Origin of the sequence: Stenotrophomonas sp. HMWF023 (genome assembly GCF_003060985.1) — a bacterium.
In the GTDB taxonomy this organism is placed as follows: domain Bacteria; phylum Pseudomonadota; class Gammaproteobacteria; order Xanthomonadales; family Xanthomonadaceae; genus Stenotrophomonas; species Stenotrophomonas lactitubi.
Genome location: NZ_QAIJ01000099.1, coordinates 1 through 14,808 on the forward strand (window position 1 = coordinate 1; position 14,808 = coordinate 14,808).

General features: G+C 67.1%; 17 protein-coding genes. 6 read left to right on the forward strand and 11 right to left on the reverse strand.

Features of this window, described 5'->3' with window-relative positions; translation table 11 throughout:
* Positions 1 to 26 precede the first annotated feature (26 nt).
* The 6 genes from DBR20_RS05015 to ccmA are packed head-to-tail and all read right to left on the reverse strand — an operon-like array spanning position 27 to position 4,803.
* Complete coding sequence (locus DBR20_RS05015; protein ID WP_108265417.1) at positions 27 to 1,946, reverse strand: heme lyase CcmF/NrfE family subunit; 1,920 nt, start codon at positions 1,944 to 1,946, stop codon at positions 27 to 29.
* Positions 1,947 to 2,408, reverse strand: a complete 462-nt coding sequence (ccmE, locus tag DBR20_RS05020; protein WP_100460633.1) for a cytochrome c maturation protein CcmE — start codon at positions 2,406 to 2,408, stop codon at positions 1,947 to 1,949.
* Positions 2,405 to 2,596: a heme exporter protein CcmD gene (gene ccmD / locus DBR20_RS05025; RefSeq protein WP_100553022.1), complete on the reverse strand. Its 192-nt coding sequence runs from the start codon at positions 2,594 to 2,596 to the stop codon at positions 2,405 to 2,407. Before ccmD ends, ccmE begins: the two co-directional genes overlap by 4 nt.
* Positions 2,593 to 3,366, reverse strand: coding sequence for a heme ABC transporter permease CcmC (gene ccmC / locus DBR20_RS05030; protein ID WP_108265418.1), 774 nt, complete (start codon positions 3,364 to 3,366; stop codon positions 2,593 to 2,595). Before ccmC ends, ccmD begins: the two co-directional genes overlap by 4 nt.
* A gap of 43 nt (positions 3,367 to 3,409) precedes the next feature.
* Entirely contained in the window at positions 3,410 to 4,105 is a 696-nt protein-coding gene (ccmB, locus tag DBR20_RS05035; RefSeq protein WP_108265419.1) for a heme exporter protein CcmB, read from the reverse strand.
* Complete coding sequence (gene ccmA, locus DBR20_RS05040) at positions 4,102 to 4,803, reverse strand: heme ABC exporter ATP-binding protein CcmA (protein ID WP_108265420.1); 702 nt, start codon at positions 4,801 to 4,803, stop codon at positions 4,102 to 4,104. Before ccmA ends, ccmB begins: the two co-directional genes overlap by 4 nt.
* Before the next feature lie 143 nt (positions 4,804 to 4,946).
* Here ccmA and DBR20_RS05045 point away from each other — a divergent pair, with 143 nt between their 5' ends.
* From DBR20_RS05045 to DBR20_RS05060, 4 genes are all read left to right on the forward strand, one after another.
* Positions 4,947 to 6,095 carry a pyridoxal phosphate-dependent aminotransferase gene (locus DBR20_RS05045; protein ID WP_089236199.1) on the forward strand — a complete coding sequence of 383 codons (1,149 nt, stop codon included), beginning with the start codon at positions 4,947 to 4,949 and terminating at the stop codon, positions 6,093 to 6,095.
* Between the two features lie 5 nt (positions 6,096 to 6,100).
* Entirely contained in the window at positions 6,101 to 6,718 is a 618-nt protein-coding gene (locus DBR20_RS05050) for a DUF4304 domain-containing protein (RefSeq protein ID WP_181393021.1), read from the forward strand.
* A 59-nt stretch (positions 6,719 to 6,777) separates the two neighbouring features.
* Positions 6,778 to 7,584 (forward strand): amidohydrolase, encoded by an 807-nt coding sequence (locus DBR20_RS05055; protein ID WP_108265422.1) that lies wholly within the window; start codon positions 6,778 to 6,780, stop codon positions 7,582 to 7,584.
* A gap of 105 nt (positions 7,585 to 7,689) precedes the next feature.
* Positions 7,690 to 8,127, forward strand: a complete 438-nt coding sequence (locus DBR20_RS05060) for a hypothetical protein (protein ID WP_108265423.1) — start codon at positions 7,690 to 7,692, stop codon at positions 8,125 to 8,127.
* Here DBR20_RS05060 and DBR20_RS05065 read toward each other — a convergent pair.
* Together DBR20_RS05065 and DBR20_RS05070 are read right to left on the reverse strand one after the other, a co-directional pair.
* Positions 8,114 to 8,407 carry a hypothetical protein gene (locus tag DBR20_RS05065; RefSeq protein WP_108265424.1) on the reverse strand — a complete coding sequence of 98 codons (294 nt, stop codon included), beginning with the start codon at positions 8,405 to 8,407 and terminating at the stop codon, positions 8,114 to 8,116. The two genes, DBR20_RS05060 and DBR20_RS05065, sit on opposite strands and share 14 nt — an antisense overlap.
* A gap of 95 nt (positions 8,408 to 8,502) precedes the next feature.
* Positions 8,503 to 9,630 carry an MFS transporter gene (locus DBR20_RS05070; RefSeq protein WP_108265425.1) on the reverse strand — a complete coding sequence of 376 codons (1,128 nt, stop codon included), beginning with the start codon at positions 9,628 to 9,630 and terminating at the stop codon, positions 8,503 to 8,505.
* Between the two features lie 90 nt (positions 9,631 to 9,720).
* Between DBR20_RS05070 and DBR20_RS05075 the strand changes: the two genes are divergently transcribed.
* Positions 9,721 to 10,509 (forward strand): helix-turn-helix transcriptional regulator, encoded by a 789-nt coding sequence (locus tag DBR20_RS05075; protein WP_100460585.1) that lies wholly within the window; start codon positions 9,721 to 9,723, stop codon positions 10,507 to 10,509.
* A 116-nt stretch (positions 10,510 to 10,625) separates the two neighbouring features.
* Here DBR20_RS05075 and DBR20_RS05080 read toward each other — a convergent pair whose 3' ends face one another.
* From DBR20_RS05080 to DBR20_RS05090, 3 genes are read right to left on the reverse strand one after another with little or no spacing between them, the layout of a single operon-like run.
* Positions 10,626 to 12,362 (reverse strand): pseudouridine synthase, encoded by a 1,737-nt coding sequence (locus tag DBR20_RS05080; protein ID WP_108265426.1) that lies wholly within the window; start codon positions 12,360 to 12,362, stop codon positions 10,626 to 10,628.
* Entirely contained in the window at positions 12,355 to 13,227 is an 873-nt protein-coding gene (scpB, locus tag DBR20_RS05085; RefSeq protein WP_108265427.1) for an SMC-Scp complex subunit ScpB, read from the reverse strand. The genes DBR20_RS05080 and scpB overlap by 8 nt, the downstream gene beginning before the upstream one ends.
* A 13-nt stretch (positions 13,228 to 13,240) precedes the next feature.
* A complete protein-coding gene (locus DBR20_RS05090; RefSeq protein WP_108265428.1) occupies positions 13,241 to 14,146 on the reverse strand; it encodes a ScpA family protein in 906 nt (301 codons plus the stop codon).
* Between the two features lie 373 nt (positions 14,147 to 14,519).
* On the opposite strand from DBR20_RS05090, the gene DBR20_RS05095 reads away from it, so the two are divergent.
* A partial coding sequence (locus DBR20_RS05095; protein WP_108265429.1) for a YciI family protein occupies positions 14,520 to 14,808 on the forward strand: 289 nt, incomplete at its 3' end.

Below are 14,808 nucleotides of genomic sequence, written 5' to 3' on the forward strand. Positions count from 1 at the left end.
GCGGGCGACTCGGACATGGGGAACTCCTACGGACGACGAAAGCGGCGATCGGCGGCGGCGATGAATCCGCCCAGGGCCATCAACAGCGCGCCCAGCCAGATCCAGCGCACGAAGGGCTTGATATGCACCCGTACCGCCCACGCATTGTTGCCCAGCGGCTCGCCCAATGCCACGTAGACATCACCGCTGAGGCGTGCATCGATGCCGGCTTCGGTCATCACCTGGCCGCCGCTGGCGTACTGGCGCTTCTCCGGATGCAGCAGCGCCAGTTCGCGACCATCGCGCAGCACCCGCAGATGACCGCGGTCAGCAATGAAATTGGGGCCTTCACGGTGGTCCACGCCCTCGAAGCGCACTTCGTGGCCGGCAACCACTACCTGCTGGCCCGGTGACAGCGCGACTTCGCGTTGCACGTTCAAGGCTTCCACCAGCAGCGCACCGGCCAGGAACACCGCGACACCGGCGTGGGCGACGATCATGCCAAGCATCTCGGCAGTGAAGCGGCCATTTCCACGCAAACGCTGCCAGACAAAACGGGCGGTGCCCAGGCCAACCCAGGCCGCAGCGGCGACGCCGATGCCTGCCTTCCAGCCATTCTGTGGCGCCTGCCACCAGGCCCAAGCGCCGAGCAGTACGGCCAGACCCGCCCATGGCAACAGCAATGCCAGTGCGCGCGAGGGTTGGTCGCGCTGCCACTTCACCAGCGGGCCGAACGGCAGCAGCATCACCATCGGTGCCATCAACAGCAGGAACAGACTGCCGAAGTACGGTGGACCCACCGAGATCTTGCCCAGCGACAGCGCATCGGCCAGCAGCGGGTAGAGGGTGCCAAGCAGGACCATCGCGCAGGCGCTGGCCAGCAGCAGGTTGTTGGCCAGCAGCAGGGTTTCGCGCGAGGTCGCGGTGAAGCCACGGCGCGGATCGCCGGCATCCACTGCCAGCCGCGGCGCACGCAGCGCATACAGCAGCAGGCTGCCGCCCACCAGCACCGACAGGAAGATCAGGATGAACAACCCACGCGAGGGGTCGGCCGCGAACGAATGCACGCTGGTCAGCACGCCGGAACGGACCAGGAAGGTGCCCAGCAACGACAGCGCGAACGCCGCGATGGCCAGCAGCAGCGTCCAGCTGCCGAAGGTACCGCGCTTTTCGGTGACCGCCTGCGAATGGATCAGCGCCGCGCCGACCAGCCACGGCATGAAGCTGGCGTTCTCGACCGGGTCCCAGAACCACCAGCCGCCCCAGCCCAGTTCGTAGTACGCCCACCAGCTGCCCAGTGCGATGCCCAGCGTGAGGAAGCCCCAGGCGACGTTGGTCCAGGGCCGCGTCCAGCGTTGCCAGCGCGCATCGACGCGGCCTTCCAGCAGCGCCGCCACGGCGAAGGCGAACGGCACCGCAAAGCCCACATAGCCCAGGTAGAGCATCGGCGGATGGATGATCAGTCCCGGGTCCTGCAGCAACGGGTTGAGATCACGGCCTTCCAGTGGCACCGGGTTCAGGCGCAGGAACGGATTGGACGTGAAGATCAGGAAGGCGAGGAAGCCGACACTGACCACGCCCATCACCGCCAGCACGCGCGCCTGTACGGGTGCTGGCAGGTGACGCGAGAACAGCGCCACCGCACCGGTCCACAGCGCCAGCACCAGCGCCCACATCAGCAGCGAGCCTTCGTGCGCCCCCCACACTGCCGAATAGCGGTAGATCAGTGGCAGCAGTGAATTGGAGTTCTCGGCCACGTAGCGCACCGAGAAGTCCTGCTGCACGAAGGCCGCCGTCAGTACGGCGAAGGCGCCGGCAAGCAGCACCAGCTGGGCAAAGGCAGCCGGGCGGGCAACCGACATCCATGCGTCGTTGCCGCGCTGCGCACCGACCAGCGGCAGCACCGCCTGCAGCAAGGAGGCCAGCAACGCGCAGAGCAGGAGGATCTGACCGAATTCGGGAAGCACTCAGCGCACCTCGGGCGCCGTGACCGGCACATCATGCTTGCGATGGGCCTGGCCCATCTTGTCGGCCACTTCCTTGGGCACGTACTTCTCATCGTGCTTGGCCAGTACTTCGTCGGCGACGAAGGTGCCGTCCTGCAGGCGGCCACTTGCGACCACGGCAGTGCCTTCGGCGAACATGTCCGGCAGAATCCGCGAGGTCGACACCGGCAACTGCGCATCGCCGTCGGTGACCTTGAAGTGCGCTTCCAACGAGCCGAGCGGGCGGTTGAAGGAACCCTTCACCACCATGCCGCCGAGGCGGAACCGGGTCTGCGCATCGACATCGCCGCGCAGTACTTCCGAGGGCGTGTACAGGTAAGCGATGTTGCGCTCCAGCGCCATCGCCACCAGCGCGGTGGCCAGTCCGGAGGCGAGCAGGGCCAGCAGCACCCAGACCAGACGGCGGCGTTGGACCGGCGTCATCGTTCCAGCTCCGCCGACAGCGCAGGCGCGGCGACCTGCTGTGCGGCCTGACGCGCCTGCTGCCGCTGCTGGCGCGACTGCGCCTGGCGTCGTGCCGCGCGCAGGCGCAGCCACGACCCAAGGGCATCGGCGCCGAGCACCAGCACAAACACGGCGTAGGCGCCGATCACGAAGGGCAAATGGGTCATGGCCGTGATTCCTCCACCGCAGTTGCACGGGCATCGACGCGGTCGCCAACCCAGGCCTTGCCGGCCTCGCGATACAGGTTGTCGGCACGCGCCTTGGCCAGCAGCGAACCGCAGAACCAGAGTTTGGTGGCGATCACCATCCACCACAGCGGCGCAATCAGCTCGGTGCGGATGGCCGATTCACCGAACACGCTGATCGACTGACGCTGGTGCAGGCCGCCCCACCAGTCCACCGAGTAACGGATCACCGGCAACAGGCTGACGCCGACGATGGCCATCAGGCCAGCGGCACGTGCGGCACTGCGGCGGTCTTCGATGGCGTGGTACAGGCCGATCACGCCCAGGTACAGGAACAGCAGGACCAGCTCGCTGGTCATGCGCGGGTCCCAGTCCCACCAGGTGCCCCAGGTGCTTTTGCCCCAGATGCTGCCGGTCACCAGGGTGATCAGGGTGAAACCGGCGCCCATCGGCGCGCAGGCCATGGCCAGGATCTCGCAGATCTTGATCCGCCAGATCAGTGCGATGGCGGCGTAAAGCGCCATCAGCGCGAACACGAACAGGCTCATCCAGGCGCTGGGCACGTGGATGTAGAGGATGCGGAAGCTGTCCAGCTGGCGGGCTTCCGGCGGCACCACCAGCAGCGCCTGCCACAGGCCGACCAGCAGCACCGGTATCGCGGCGATGTAGAACAGCCGCGACCAGCGGGCAGCGAAACGATCGAACGTGGGAGGCGAGCCGAGTTGATGGAACCAGCGGACAATCGGATTCATGCGTGGCGGCTATCCAGCAGGGGTGGATTGGCTCTCAGCTCGGTCAACTCAGAGAAATACGGATCGCAGCAGCCGTTGCCAGCGGTGCCAGCACCAGGGCGATCACCAGTCCAGCGCCCAGCATCAGCAGCGCACCGACCGGATCCTGTCCGCGGCTGGCTGCCGCCAGGCTGCCGGCACCGAAAACAAGCACCGGCACGTACAACGGCAACGACAGCAACGCCACGAGAATACCAGAGCGCCGGATGCCCACGGTCAGTGCAGCGACCACGCCACCGATCAGACTCAACAACGGTGTTCCCAACAGCAACGATGCCAGCAACATCGGCAGCTGGTCATGCGGCAGATGCAGCATTTCCGCCAACAGCGGGCTCAGGATGATCAGCGGCAGGGCGGTGGTCGCCCAATGCAGCAGCACCCGTACCAGCACCAGCCACGCCAGTGGCACCGGCGCCAGCAGCCATTGTTCGAGCGAGCCGTCTTCAGCATCGGAGCGGAACAGCGAATCCAGCGCCAGCTGCCCGGCCAGCAGCACCGCCAGCCACAGCACCGCACCGGCGGTGGCGGCCAGTGGCTGCGGGTCACGGCCCTGGGCCAAGGCGAACAGCACCACCACCAGCAGGGCGAACAGCAACGGCTGCAGCGCATCGCCGCGACGGCGCCAGAGCAGGCGCAGGTCGCGCGCAACCAGGGCGCGGGTGGTCTGCCACAGGCCTGGCTCGGTGCCTGGCGCGATCATGCGGCACCGCCGAGGTCGAGCTGGCGGGTGCGCACCGGCGGGGCCGCATAGGCGCCATGGGTGGTGACCAGGGCGGCGCCGCCGCTGCGCAGATGTGCGGAAATCATCCGGTTGACCAGGTTGATGCCTTCCAGGTCGAGGTTGGCATAGGGTTCGTCGAGCAGCCACAGCGGTGCCGGTGACAGCCAGATGCGGGCCAGCGCCAGACGCCGCTTCTGTCCGGCCGACAGATGCCGCACCAGGGTGTCCTCGTAGCCGGCCAGGCCGACGATGGCCAGCGCATTGCCCGGCATCTGCCGTGCGCGGCGGCCGTGCAGGCCGCACAGGAAATGCAGGTTCTCCAGCGTGTCCAGGTCCGGCTTCAGCGCCGGCAGGTGGCTGAGGTAGGCGACATAGCGCGCACGTTCGGCGTTGCTGGCCGGCTTGCCGTCGATCAGCACCTGGCCCGCGCCCGGGCGGGCCAGGCCCGACAGCACGCGCAGCAGGGTGGTCTTGCCAGCACCGTTGCCGCCCTGCACCAGCAGCGCTTCGCCGGCATCCACGTGGAAGTCCAGCGGGCCGAACACCGGCTCGTCATTGCGGGAGAAGCTCAGGCCGCTGGCGGCCAGCAATGCAGGGGTGTTCAAGGCGCAGGGGTCTTCATGCGGGAGTGCGGCGGCAATTGTAGCGGTGAATGTGACCCGGTAGCGCCGGGCCATGCCCGGCGAGCACGCGGCGGGGCTTGCCATCGGTGTGGCATGTGCAAAGAGCCGCCGGGTATGACCCGGCGCTACCGTCGGCGCCGCAGGCCGGGTCGGGATTTCGTACACTTCCAGCCCTTGTTTCCCCACAGCCCAGGCCGATGCAACCGAACACCAAGCTGCCCAAGGTCGGTACCACGATCTTCACCGTGATGTCCCAGCTCGCCGCCGAACATGGCGCGGTCAACCTCGGCCAGGGGTTCCCGGATTTCTCCGCGCCGCAGCGGCTGATCGACGAAACCAGCAAAGCGATGGCCGCCGGCCTGAACCAGTACCCGCCGATGACCGGCGTGGCGCCGCTGCGCCAAGCCATCGCGCAGAAGTCGCTGGACCTGTACGGCGCGCAGATCGATCCGGACACCGAGATCACCGTCACCAGCGGCGCCACCGAGGCGATCTTCAACGCCATCCACGCCGTGGTGCGTGCCGGTGAGGAAGTGATCGTGCTGGATCCGGCCTACGACTGCTATGAACCGGCGATCGAGCTGGCCGGCGCCACGGCCGTCCATGTGCCGCTGGATCCGCAGACCTTCGCCGTCGACTGGGACCGCGTGCGTGCGGCGATCACCCCGCGCACCCGCCTGCTGATGGTCAACACCCCGCACAACCCGTCCGGCGCAATGCTGGACGAAGCAGACATGCAGGCGCTGGCCGATGTGCTGCGCGGCACGCAGATCTACCTGATTTCCGATGAGGTGTACGAGCACATCATCTACGACGGTCGCCGTCATGAATCGGCACTGCGCTACCCGGAGCTGCGCGAGCGGACCTTCGTCATCTCCAGCTTCGGCAAGACCTATCACTGCACCGGCTGGAAGATCGGCTACGCGGTGGCGCCGCCGGCGATGACCACCGAATTCCGCAAGGTGCACCAGTACAACACCTTCACCAGTTTCGGCCCGGCGCAGTACGGCTTTGCTGCGATGATCCGCGACGAACCGCAGCATCACCTGGAACTGGGCGCTTTCTATGAAGCCAAGCGCGACCGCTTCCGCGAGCAGCTGGCTGGCACCCGCCTGAAGGCGTTGCCGGTGCCGGGTGGCTACTTCCAGCTGGTCGACTATTCGGCCATCAGCGACCTGCCAGACCACGAGTTCGTGAAGTGGTTGACCATCGAAAAGGGCGTCACTGCCATCCCGCTGTCGCCGTTCTACGAAACCGCGCCGGCCGGCCAGCGCCTGGTGCGCCTGTGCTTCGCCAAGAACGAGGCCACTCTGGATGCGGCGATCGAACGCCTGCGCCTGCTGTGAGCGGAGTGAGTCGGGGTGCAGATAAGGAGAGATTCTTCGAACTCCTTGAGTCGGAGTTCTTTCCGCGTTTGCTCCGAGAGGGGTTCGTCCGACAAGGACGGACCTTTCGCAGAATTTGCACTCCGCTGATTCATATAGTCGAGTTCCAGCACGGTTCCGGCGGACAGTGGTGCTACGTGGAGATGGGGGCGCATCTGGCGTTCTTGCCACAGCAGGGCGGCGGCGAATATTCGCCGGAGACAATTATCGAATCCGGCTGTGTGTTTCGCGAGCGGCTTGCTGGGGATGGCGCGGTTACAGGAGGTGGTTGGGCCTATGGGGCATCCGAACCGGAAACTTTCGCTTCAGCGAAAGCGCTTTTTTCAGCATGGGAAAGCGCCGGTAGACAGTTTTTCGCGGCACACCAGAACTTTCCAGGTGATTATGAGGCGATGCTGGACAGTGCAGATTTCGAACAGGTTCGTGCTGCTGAGCTGCTCGTCTTTGCACGTATAGCGGCCAGCCTGAAACGTCAGGAGCAGGCCTCGGCACTGGCTCGCCAGGGGTTGGAGCGGGCAGCGCCAGCTGCAAGCTCGCTCAGGGCGCATTTGCGCCGTTTCATCGAAACAGACGGGTGCGGCTAAGGCCCTTGGCCGCGTCACCGCACTGGCAATCCGACTTCAAATTCTGCGAGTCCACGACCATGAATGACCTGCGCATTTCCCTCGTGCAAGGCGACACCCGCTGGCACGACCCGGCCGGCAACCGCGCCTACTACGGTGCGCTTCTGGCGCCGCTGGCAGGGACCACCGATCTGGTAATCCTGCCGGAGACCTTCACCAGTGGCTTTTCCAACGAGGCCATCGCCCAGGCCGAAGGCATGGACGGCCCGACTGTGGCCTGGGTGCGCGAACAGGCCAAGGCCTTGAACGCGGCGGTGATCGGCAGCGTGCAGCTGCGCGATGGCGAGGGCGTCTACAACCGCTTGCTGTTCGCCACCCCCGAGGGTGGCCTGCAGTACTACGACAAGCGCCATCTGTTCCGTTACGGCGGCGAGCACGAGCGCTATGCCGCCGGCCGCGACCGCCTGTGCGTGGAATGGAAGGGCTGGCGGATCAATCCGCAGGTCTGCTACGACCTGCGTTTCCCGGTGTTCTGCCGCAACCGCTACAACGTCGAGCGTGTTGAACAGCTGGACTTCGACCTGCAGATCTTCGTCGCCAACTGGCCGTCGGCTCGCGCTTATGCGTGGAAGACCCTGCTGCGCGCGCGGGCGATCGAGAACCTGTGCTTCGTCGCTGCGGTCAACCGCGTAGGCGTGGACGGCAACCAGCTGCATTACGCCGGCGATAGTGCGGTCATCGACTTCCTCGGTCAGCCGCAGGTGGAGATCCGCGAGCGCGAGCAGGTGGTGACCACCACCATCTCGGCCGAAGCGCTGGCCTCGCACCGTGCACGCTTCCCGGCGATGCTCGATGCCGACGCCTTTCATCTGGATGTGCAGGCCTGATACGGCGGCTGAACGCCTCCTGCCTCACCGCGCGCGCCTGCATCCAACGTGCACGCGCGCGCTGCTAGATTCGCCCACATTCCGACCGATGTGGATGTTCTGCCGATGAATACCAAGCCGTTTGCCCTGCTGCTGGCGCTGGCCGCCGCCTCCCTGGCCCCGACCGCGCAGGCCGGTGGCAACCTCGATTGCCAGCTGCGCTACAACCTGTCCGGCTGGTCGCTGATCTACAAGACCGCCTCGGGCAACGGCACCATCCACTGCACCAGTGGCGCCAGCATGCCGGTGCGGATCCAGCTGAAGGGCGGCGGCCTGACCGTCGGCAAGTCGAAGATCACCGATGGCCGTGGCAGCTTCACCGGCGCCAGCAGCGTCGGCGAGCTGCTGGGCACATACGCCTCGGTAGGCGCGCACGCCGGTGCGGTGAAATCCAGCAACGCGCAGGTGATGACGAAGGGTGATATCTCGCTGGCCCTGTCCGGCACCGGCAAGGGCTGGGACCTGGGCGTGGACGGCGCCGCGTTCACCATCAGCCGGCGTTGAGCCGGGCCGGCGCGGTTCCTTCCCAGCTGATGCGGATGTAATGCTGCTCGGCATCGCTGGGCAGTCGTTCGACCTCAAAGCCATTCTTCTGCAACTGCGCGACGACGCCCTCGACGAGCCGCTCGCTGGCCAATGCCTGGCTGAAGCCGAACACGATGTAGCGGCGGCCATTTTCCGACCCCGCCTGGATCGACGTGTCGAGATCGCGGTAGTACTGGTCGACAGGACGCGTAGCGGCATCTGCGTTTGCGCGGGCCTGTTCGGCGGTGATGGTGATCATGGGCATCTGCCTCGTTGGGGAGAGTGCGCACGATAGCCAGTGCATAGGGGGCGATTCCGGAAGCAGCGCACAGCGCATGGCCTTTGCAATAATTCCTAGGCCACAACGGCGCGCGGCCGCTGCAGCCACAGTGCAAGCAGCCCGCATGCGATGAGCGTCGGTGCCAGCAGCTGCAGTGCACCGACCACGGCCATCGCCACGCCGATCAACAGGTAATAGAGCAGGCCGAACAGCGCGCCTGCGCTGCCGAGGCAATGCGGATAGCCGCGCAGGGCCTGGCCGAGCACATTGGGAATGGCCAGGCCGAAGCCGGTCACCACCGGCACCATCGCCACGACCAGAGCGGGTCGATCATGCAGCAGTACAGCCAACAGGCCACCGGCCAGCACCAGCCCTGCGGCGAGTTGGATGCGGGTGGTGGCGCACGCGCCTGCGCGTAGCAGGCGGCCATTGCCCCAAGCGCCCAGCGCCGAACCCAGCGCCAGCAGCGCGCCGCTGGCACCGAACCAGGCCAGCGGCCAGTGCAGTCGCTCGAACACGAAGGGGCCCAGCGCGTACCAGCTGTACATGGCCACGTTGAATGCCATCACCAGCAGCGCCTGTGACCAGATCCAGCGGTCGCAGAGCAGTTGCCGCAGCAGTGGCAGCAGAGGGGTGTGCCCGACGTTGGCAGGGCGGCTCTCGTGCAGGCCGGATGTGCATCCGAGCATCAGCAGTAGGGCAATCAGCAGCAGGCCTGCCTGCACGCCCGCATAGCCGTGGGTGGCAACCAGCAACGTCCCCAGTGCCAGCCCGATCGCCGGGCTCAATGCCAGCGCCATGCCGATCCACGAGAACGCCTGCGCCAAGGCCGGCCCCTGCAGGTGATCGCGCAGTACCGTCTGGGTCACCACCGAGGCCGCCGCCGCGCCCAGCGCGGCCAGTGCCTGGGCCAGCAGGACCTGGCCGAACGTGCTGGCCAGCAGGCCTCCGCAGGCCGCCAGTGCGAACACGGCCAGGCCACCGAGCAGGGCTGGGCGGCGGCCGATACGGTCGGCCAGCCATCCCCACAGCGCGACACCGGCGGCGAAACCGAACAGGTAAAGGCTCATCGCCTGGCTGGCGGCGCCCGGTGGCAGTGCGAAGCGCCCGGCGAGATCGGCCAGGGCAGGGCTGTACAGGGTCTGTGCCAGCTGCGGGAACATCAGCAGCGCGATGGTGAGCAGCAACAGGCGACGCGACATGCGGGCGCTCCGGAATCGGGGCCGCGCATTGTGATGGCCGGCGCGTTGGCGCAATATGTCGGTTCTGACAGAAAATATAGGAAATCGGACATGGCTTGGCTGCAGCCGGATGCGCACTTCGATGCCGACGCCTGGGACGCGCCGGTGTTGGGCATTGCGTCGTCGCTGGCCGATCACGATTCGGGCTGGCATCAGCACGCACGTGCGCAGCTGCTGTACACGCGACAGGGCTGCACGCGGCTGACGTTTGGTGACCGCATCAGTCTGCTGCCGCCGTCGCGCGCGGCATGGATCCCTGGCGGCCTGCGCCATCGGGCGCAGATGCGCCAGGCGGTGGACTACCGCTCGCTGTACTTCGATACCACGCTGTCGGCACAGCTGCCGCAGCAGCCGGCAATCATCGGGGTGGGGCCCTTGCTGCAGGCGCTGCTGGAGCCGATCGCGCAGGCACCGTTCGATCACGACTGGCAGGCGCCACGTGCGCACCATCAGCTCGCGCTGTGCTTGCTGGAGATCGCCGCCGCACCGGTAGCGCCGATGGACCTGCCATTGCCGCACGATCCACGGATCGCACGTTGCCTGCCGCTGGCCGAACACCTGCCGCCCGAACTGGGGGAGCTGGCCGCACGCACGGGCTTGAGCGTGCGTACCGTGGGCCGGCTGATGCAGCGCGATACCGGCATGGGCTACCAGGCCTGGCGCCAGCAATGGCGCCTGATGCGGGCGATGGAACTGCTGCTGCTTGGCCATCGCGTCGCACATGTCGCGCAGGACACCGGCTTCTCGGCAGAGAGCCCGTTCATTGCCTTCTTCCGCAGCATGGCTGGCACCACACCCGCCGCCTTCCAGCGCCATGCAAAAGGGGACGGAGGGGATTAAGTCGCTTTCGCCCGTTCGACACACAGTCTGGCAAAAACGACTTGATCCCCGCCGTCCCCTGTTTAAAGAAAAACCCCGGCCGGAGCCGGGGTTCTTCATGTCGGTTGCTTCAGCGCTCAGCTGCCGCGCGGGCCGCTGCGACGCGGGCCACCCGGGCCACGGTTGCCGCCGGGGCCACCCGGGCCGCGGTTGCCACCCGGGCCGCCGGGACCACGGTTGCCACCGGGACCACCCGGGCCACGATTGCCACCGGGGCCGCCCGGACCACGGTTGCCGCCCGGACGTGCATTTGCATTGCCACCCGGACGACCGTTGCCGGCCGGACGCGAGGTGCCGTACGGACTGAAGCCCGGGTTGGCGTGGTCGGAGGGGAAGCTCGGGGCATTGCCCGGATGGCCGTACGGGTGCTTGTTGCCCTGGCCCTGCGAGCGGTTGCCCGCACCGGCCGGACGACCCTGGCCGCCGGCGCCACCGGCGCCACCGCGTCCTTCACCACCGTAGCCACCACGACCTTCACCGCCGTAGCCGCCGCGACCCTGGCCGCCACCGGCGCCTGCGCCTGGGCCCTTCGGCTTGCCGTACGGACGGCCCTGGCCGCCTGCACCTGCACCTGCGCCCGGACCACGGGCACCCGGGCCACGTGCGCCCGGACCCGCGTTGCGGTGGCCGCTCGGGCCGGTGCTGACGCCGTCAGGCACATACCAGGTGCGGAATGCGGCCGGGTTGCCTTCCGGCAGCGAGCGGTCGTTCTTCGGCGCGCGCTGCTTGAACGGGCGCTGCGACTGCTTGGCTGCGGCTTCACCGCTGACCGTCAGACCGCCCTTGAAGCCGCCGCCACCCTTGCCGCCGCGACCGCGGCCGCGGTCTTCGCGCACATTGTCGAAGCGACGCAGTTCACGCCCTTCATCGGCGGTGCTGTGACCGTTGACGTAGGCATTGCCGCGGCCACCCTCACGCACGCGCACGGTGGTCTTGGCGGCGCGACGCTGGCCGATCACCGGCTGCAGGGTCAGGGCCGACGGTGCGCCTTCTTCCAGCTTCAGTTCGGCGCGCAGCGCTTCGACCTGGCTGCCCGGCAGTTCGACCGACTGGCCGCGAGCCAGTTCGCGCGGCAGGCTGACCTTGCCGTAGCGGGTGCGCTTGAGGCGGCTGACCTGGCAGCCCTGCGATTCCCACAGGCGGCGCACTTCGCGATTGCGGCCTTCCTTCACCACGACGCGGAACCAGTCGTGCGAATCGGTGCCGCCGATGCGTTCGATCTCATCGAACTTGGCCGGACCATCTTCCAGTGCGACGCCACGGGTGAGGCGGTCGACGACGGCATCAGGCACCTTGTCCTCGCCTTCCGGGGCACGCACGCGCACCACGTACTCGCGCTCCACCTCGAACGAGGGGTGCATCATGGCGTTGGCCAGCTCACCGTCGGTGGTTGCCAGCAGCAGGCCAGTGGTGTTGATGTCGAGGCGGCCGACGGCGATCCAGCGGGCGCCCTTCAGCGCCGGCAGGGATTCGAACACGGTCGGGCGACCTTCAGGGTCTTCGCGGGTGGTCACTTCGCCTTCCGGCTTGTTGTAGACCAGCACGCGCGAGGGTTCGGCCAGCGCGGTGGCGACGAAGCCGCGACCGTCGAGCTCGATCTTGTCGCCGCTCTTGACCGACATGCCGGTCTGCGCGACTTCGCCGTTGACCTTGACCAGGCCTTCAGCGATGCGCTGTTCCAGCGCACGGCGCGAGCCCAGGCCGGCCTGGGCCAGGACCTTGTGCAGGCGTTCTTCCAGCTTGAACTGTTCGGACGTGGCTTCGCGCTTGAGCGAAAGCTTGTTCAACGAGGGCTTGCGGGGGGTGTCACTCATCAGTTTTGCTCCGGCCGACGGTTTCGGGGTCGGCCTCTGGTTCGGAATCGGCTTGGTCAACAGCCACGGTCGTCTTCGCGACGGCGTTGTCTTCGCGTTCGTTCACTGTCACCGCGCGCTCGCCCGGCGCGGAATCGGGGTGCCCATCATCGGAGGGCGAAGGTGCTTGCTCATCGTCGGCCGCCGCAGGAAGTGCGTCGGCAGAATCGGGGGTGTCGCCAGCGGTGGTGCTGGTGTCGTCATTTGCAGCGGCGTCCGGGTCGGCGCTCACGTCCGGGCCGTCGGCACTGGCGGCGAGGGGGGCGTCGCGATCCAGCGCGAGCTGCGGTTCCAGGTCGCCCAGGTCCTTCAGCTCGGAAAGGGGCGGCAGTTCGTCCAGGCGTTTCAGCCCGAAGTAGTCCAGGAAGCCCTTGGTGGTGCCGAACAGCGCGGGCTTGCCGGGCACGTCACGGTGGCCGACCACGCGGATCCACTCGCGCTCTTCCAGTGCCTGGATGATGTTACTGCTGACCGCCACGCCGCGCACCTGCTCGATCTCGCCGCGGGTGATCGGTTGCCGGTAGGCGATCAGTGCCAGCGTTTCCAGGGTGGCGCGGGTATAGCGGGTCTTGCGTTCGGTCCACAGCCGGCTGATCCAGCCATGCACTTCGGCGGTCACCTGGTAGCGGAAGCCGGAGGCCACCTCCACCAGTTCCACGCCACGGTCCTGGCAGCTCTCGCGCAGCCGTTCCAGCGCACGTTCGATGCTGCCCGGCGGTGCCGGCTCATCTTCCGGGAACAGGTCCTTCAGCTGGGCCAGGGTGAGCGGCTGGCTGGAGGCCAGCAGCGCACCTTCGACAATGCGGTTGATCAGCGTTTGATCCATCGGCAGTCAGCGCTCACTCGTTTTCATTGGCGGCGTCGTTGTCGTCGAATTCGCTGCTGAACTGCAGCGGGGCATTGGTATTGCCGGCGGCCAGGGACTTTACGTAGATCGGCGCCAGCGGTTCTTCCTGCACGAGGTCCAGCAGCTGTTCCTTGGCCAGTTCCAGCACGGCCAGGAACGTGACCAGCACGCCCAGCTTGCCCTCTTCGGCGGTGAACAGGTTTTCAAAACGATAGAACTTGCCGTCTTCAAGTCGCCCCAGTACTTCGCCCATGCGCTGCCGGACACTCAGCGCCTCGCGCTTGATCGCGTGGCCGGTGAACAGCTCGGCGCGTTTGAGCACGTCGTGCAGGGCCATCAGCATTTCCTTCAGGTCCACCGGCGGCGGCAGCTTCACTGCGGCGCGCTCGGGCATGAAGGCATGCGCCACGCTGGTGTCACGGTCCTGCCGGGGCAGGGCGTCGATGTCCTCGGCGGCCTGCTTGAAACGTTCGTACTCCTGCAGCCGTCGCACCAGCTCCGCACGCGGATCGGCTTCCTCGCCCTCCACGCTGGGGGGGCGGGGCAGCAGCATGCGCGACTTCACTTCCGCCAGGATCGCCGCCATCACCAGGTACTCGGCGGCAAGCTCGAAGCGCAGCTCGCGCATCACGGTGATGTATTCCACGTACTGCCGGGTGATCTCGGCCACGGGGATGTCCAGCACGTCCAGGTTCTGCCGGCGGATCAGGTACAGCAACAGGTCCAGCGGGCCTTCGAAAGCATCCAGGATGACTTCCAGCGCATCCGGCGGGATGTACAGGTCCTGCGGAATCTGCAGGACCGGTTGCCCATGCACCACGGCCAGCGGCATTTCCTGCTGCTGGGGGGCGGGCGGCCGGGTTGGCGTGTTCGCGTCAAGCGCGAGTTCGGAAGTCATCTAATGGAGATCAGGATTGCAACGGACCAGTCGCGGTAGCTGGCACACCGGGCAACTGCCACGGACCGCCAGGACACCAGGCGCGCCTGTCTCGGCGCGGTTCCACACATCAAACAACAGGACGCGCCGCAGGACACGGCAGCGACAGGACTACGGGGAGGTCGTCTACGGGGCCCGGTCGGGTGGACCGGTTCGAAGCAGCGGGTCGGTCGTCGGGGGCTGCGTTGGCCGCAAAAACCGACGGGCTGCTGCATCCAGCCACGTGCAATGGTCCCTAGGGTAAGCCTTTGCTGCGCCAGTGTCCAGCCGAGGCCGGGCAGGGGGCTGGATTGGCTAGAATCGGTTCACCAGCAACGCAAGCGAGGAAATGCCGGTGTGGTATGTGATTGAAGGATATGACGGCCAGGATGTACTGGCCCAGCGGCTGCAGGCGCGGCCCGAGCACCTGGCGCGGCTGACCGCGTTGCGCGATGAAGGCCGCCTGCTGCTGGCGGGCCCGTGTCCGGCGATCGATAGCGAAGACCCCGGCCCGGCAGGGTTCAGTGGCTCAGTGGTGATAGCCGGCTTCGATTCGTTGCAGCAGGCCCAGGCCTGGGCCGATGCCGATCCCTATGTCGCCGCAGGCGTCTACGTGCGGGTGCAGGTGCGTCCGTTCCGCAAGG

Coding starts and splice junctions, on each gene's coding strand:
- ccmE (WP_100460633.1), bottom strand. CDS start 2,408: ATGACGCCGGTCCAACGCCGCCGTCTGGTCTGGGTGCTGCTGGCCCTG.
- ccmD (WP_100553022.1), bottom strand. CDS start 2,596: ATGACCCATTTGCCCTTCGTGATCGGCGCCTACGCCGTGTTTGTGCTG.
- ccmC (WP_108265418.1), bottom strand. CDS start 3,366: ATGAATCCGATTGTCCGCTGGTTCCATCAACTCGGCTCGCCTCCCACG.
- ccmB (WP_108265419.1), bottom strand. CDS start 4,105: ATGATCGCGCCAGGCACCGAGCCAGGCCTGTGGCAGACCACCCGCGCC.
- ccmA (WP_108265420.1), bottom strand. CDS start 4,803: ATGGCCCGGCGCTACCGGGTCACATTCACCGCTACAATTGCCGCCGCA.
- DBR20_RS05045 (WP_089236199.1), top strand. CDS start 4,947: ATGCAACCGAACACCAAGCTGCCCAAGGTCGGTACCACGATCTTCACC.
- DBR20_RS05055 (WP_108265422.1), top strand. CDS start 6,778: ATGAATGACCTGCGCATTTCCCTCGTGCAAGGCGACACCCGCTGGCAC.
- DBR20_RS05060 (WP_108265423.1), top strand. CDS start 7,690: ATGAATACCAAGCCGTTTGCCCTGCTGCTGGCGCTGGCCGCCGCCTCC.
- DBR20_RS05065 (WP_108265424.1), bottom strand. CDS start 8,407: ATGATCACCATCACCGCCGAACAGGCCCGCGCAAACGCAGATGCCGCT.
- DBR20_RS05070 (WP_108265425.1), bottom strand. CDS start 9,630: ATGTCGCGTCGCCTGTTGCTGCTCACCATCGCGCTGCTGATGTTCCCG.
- DBR20_RS05075 (WP_100460585.1), top strand. CDS start 9,721: ATGGCTTGGCTGCAGCCGGATGCGCACTTCGATGCCGACGCCTGGGAC.
- DBR20_RS05080 (WP_108265426.1), bottom strand. CDS start 12,362: ATGAGTGACACCCCCCGCAAGCCCTCGTTGAACAAGCTTTCGCTCAAG.
- scpB (WP_108265427.1), bottom strand. CDS start 13,227: ATGGATCAAACGCTGATCAACCGCATTGTCGAAGGTGCGCTGCTGGCC.
- DBR20_RS05090 (WP_108265428.1), bottom strand. CDS start 14,146: ATGACTTCCGAACTCGCGCTTGACGCGAACACGCCAACCCGGCCGCCC.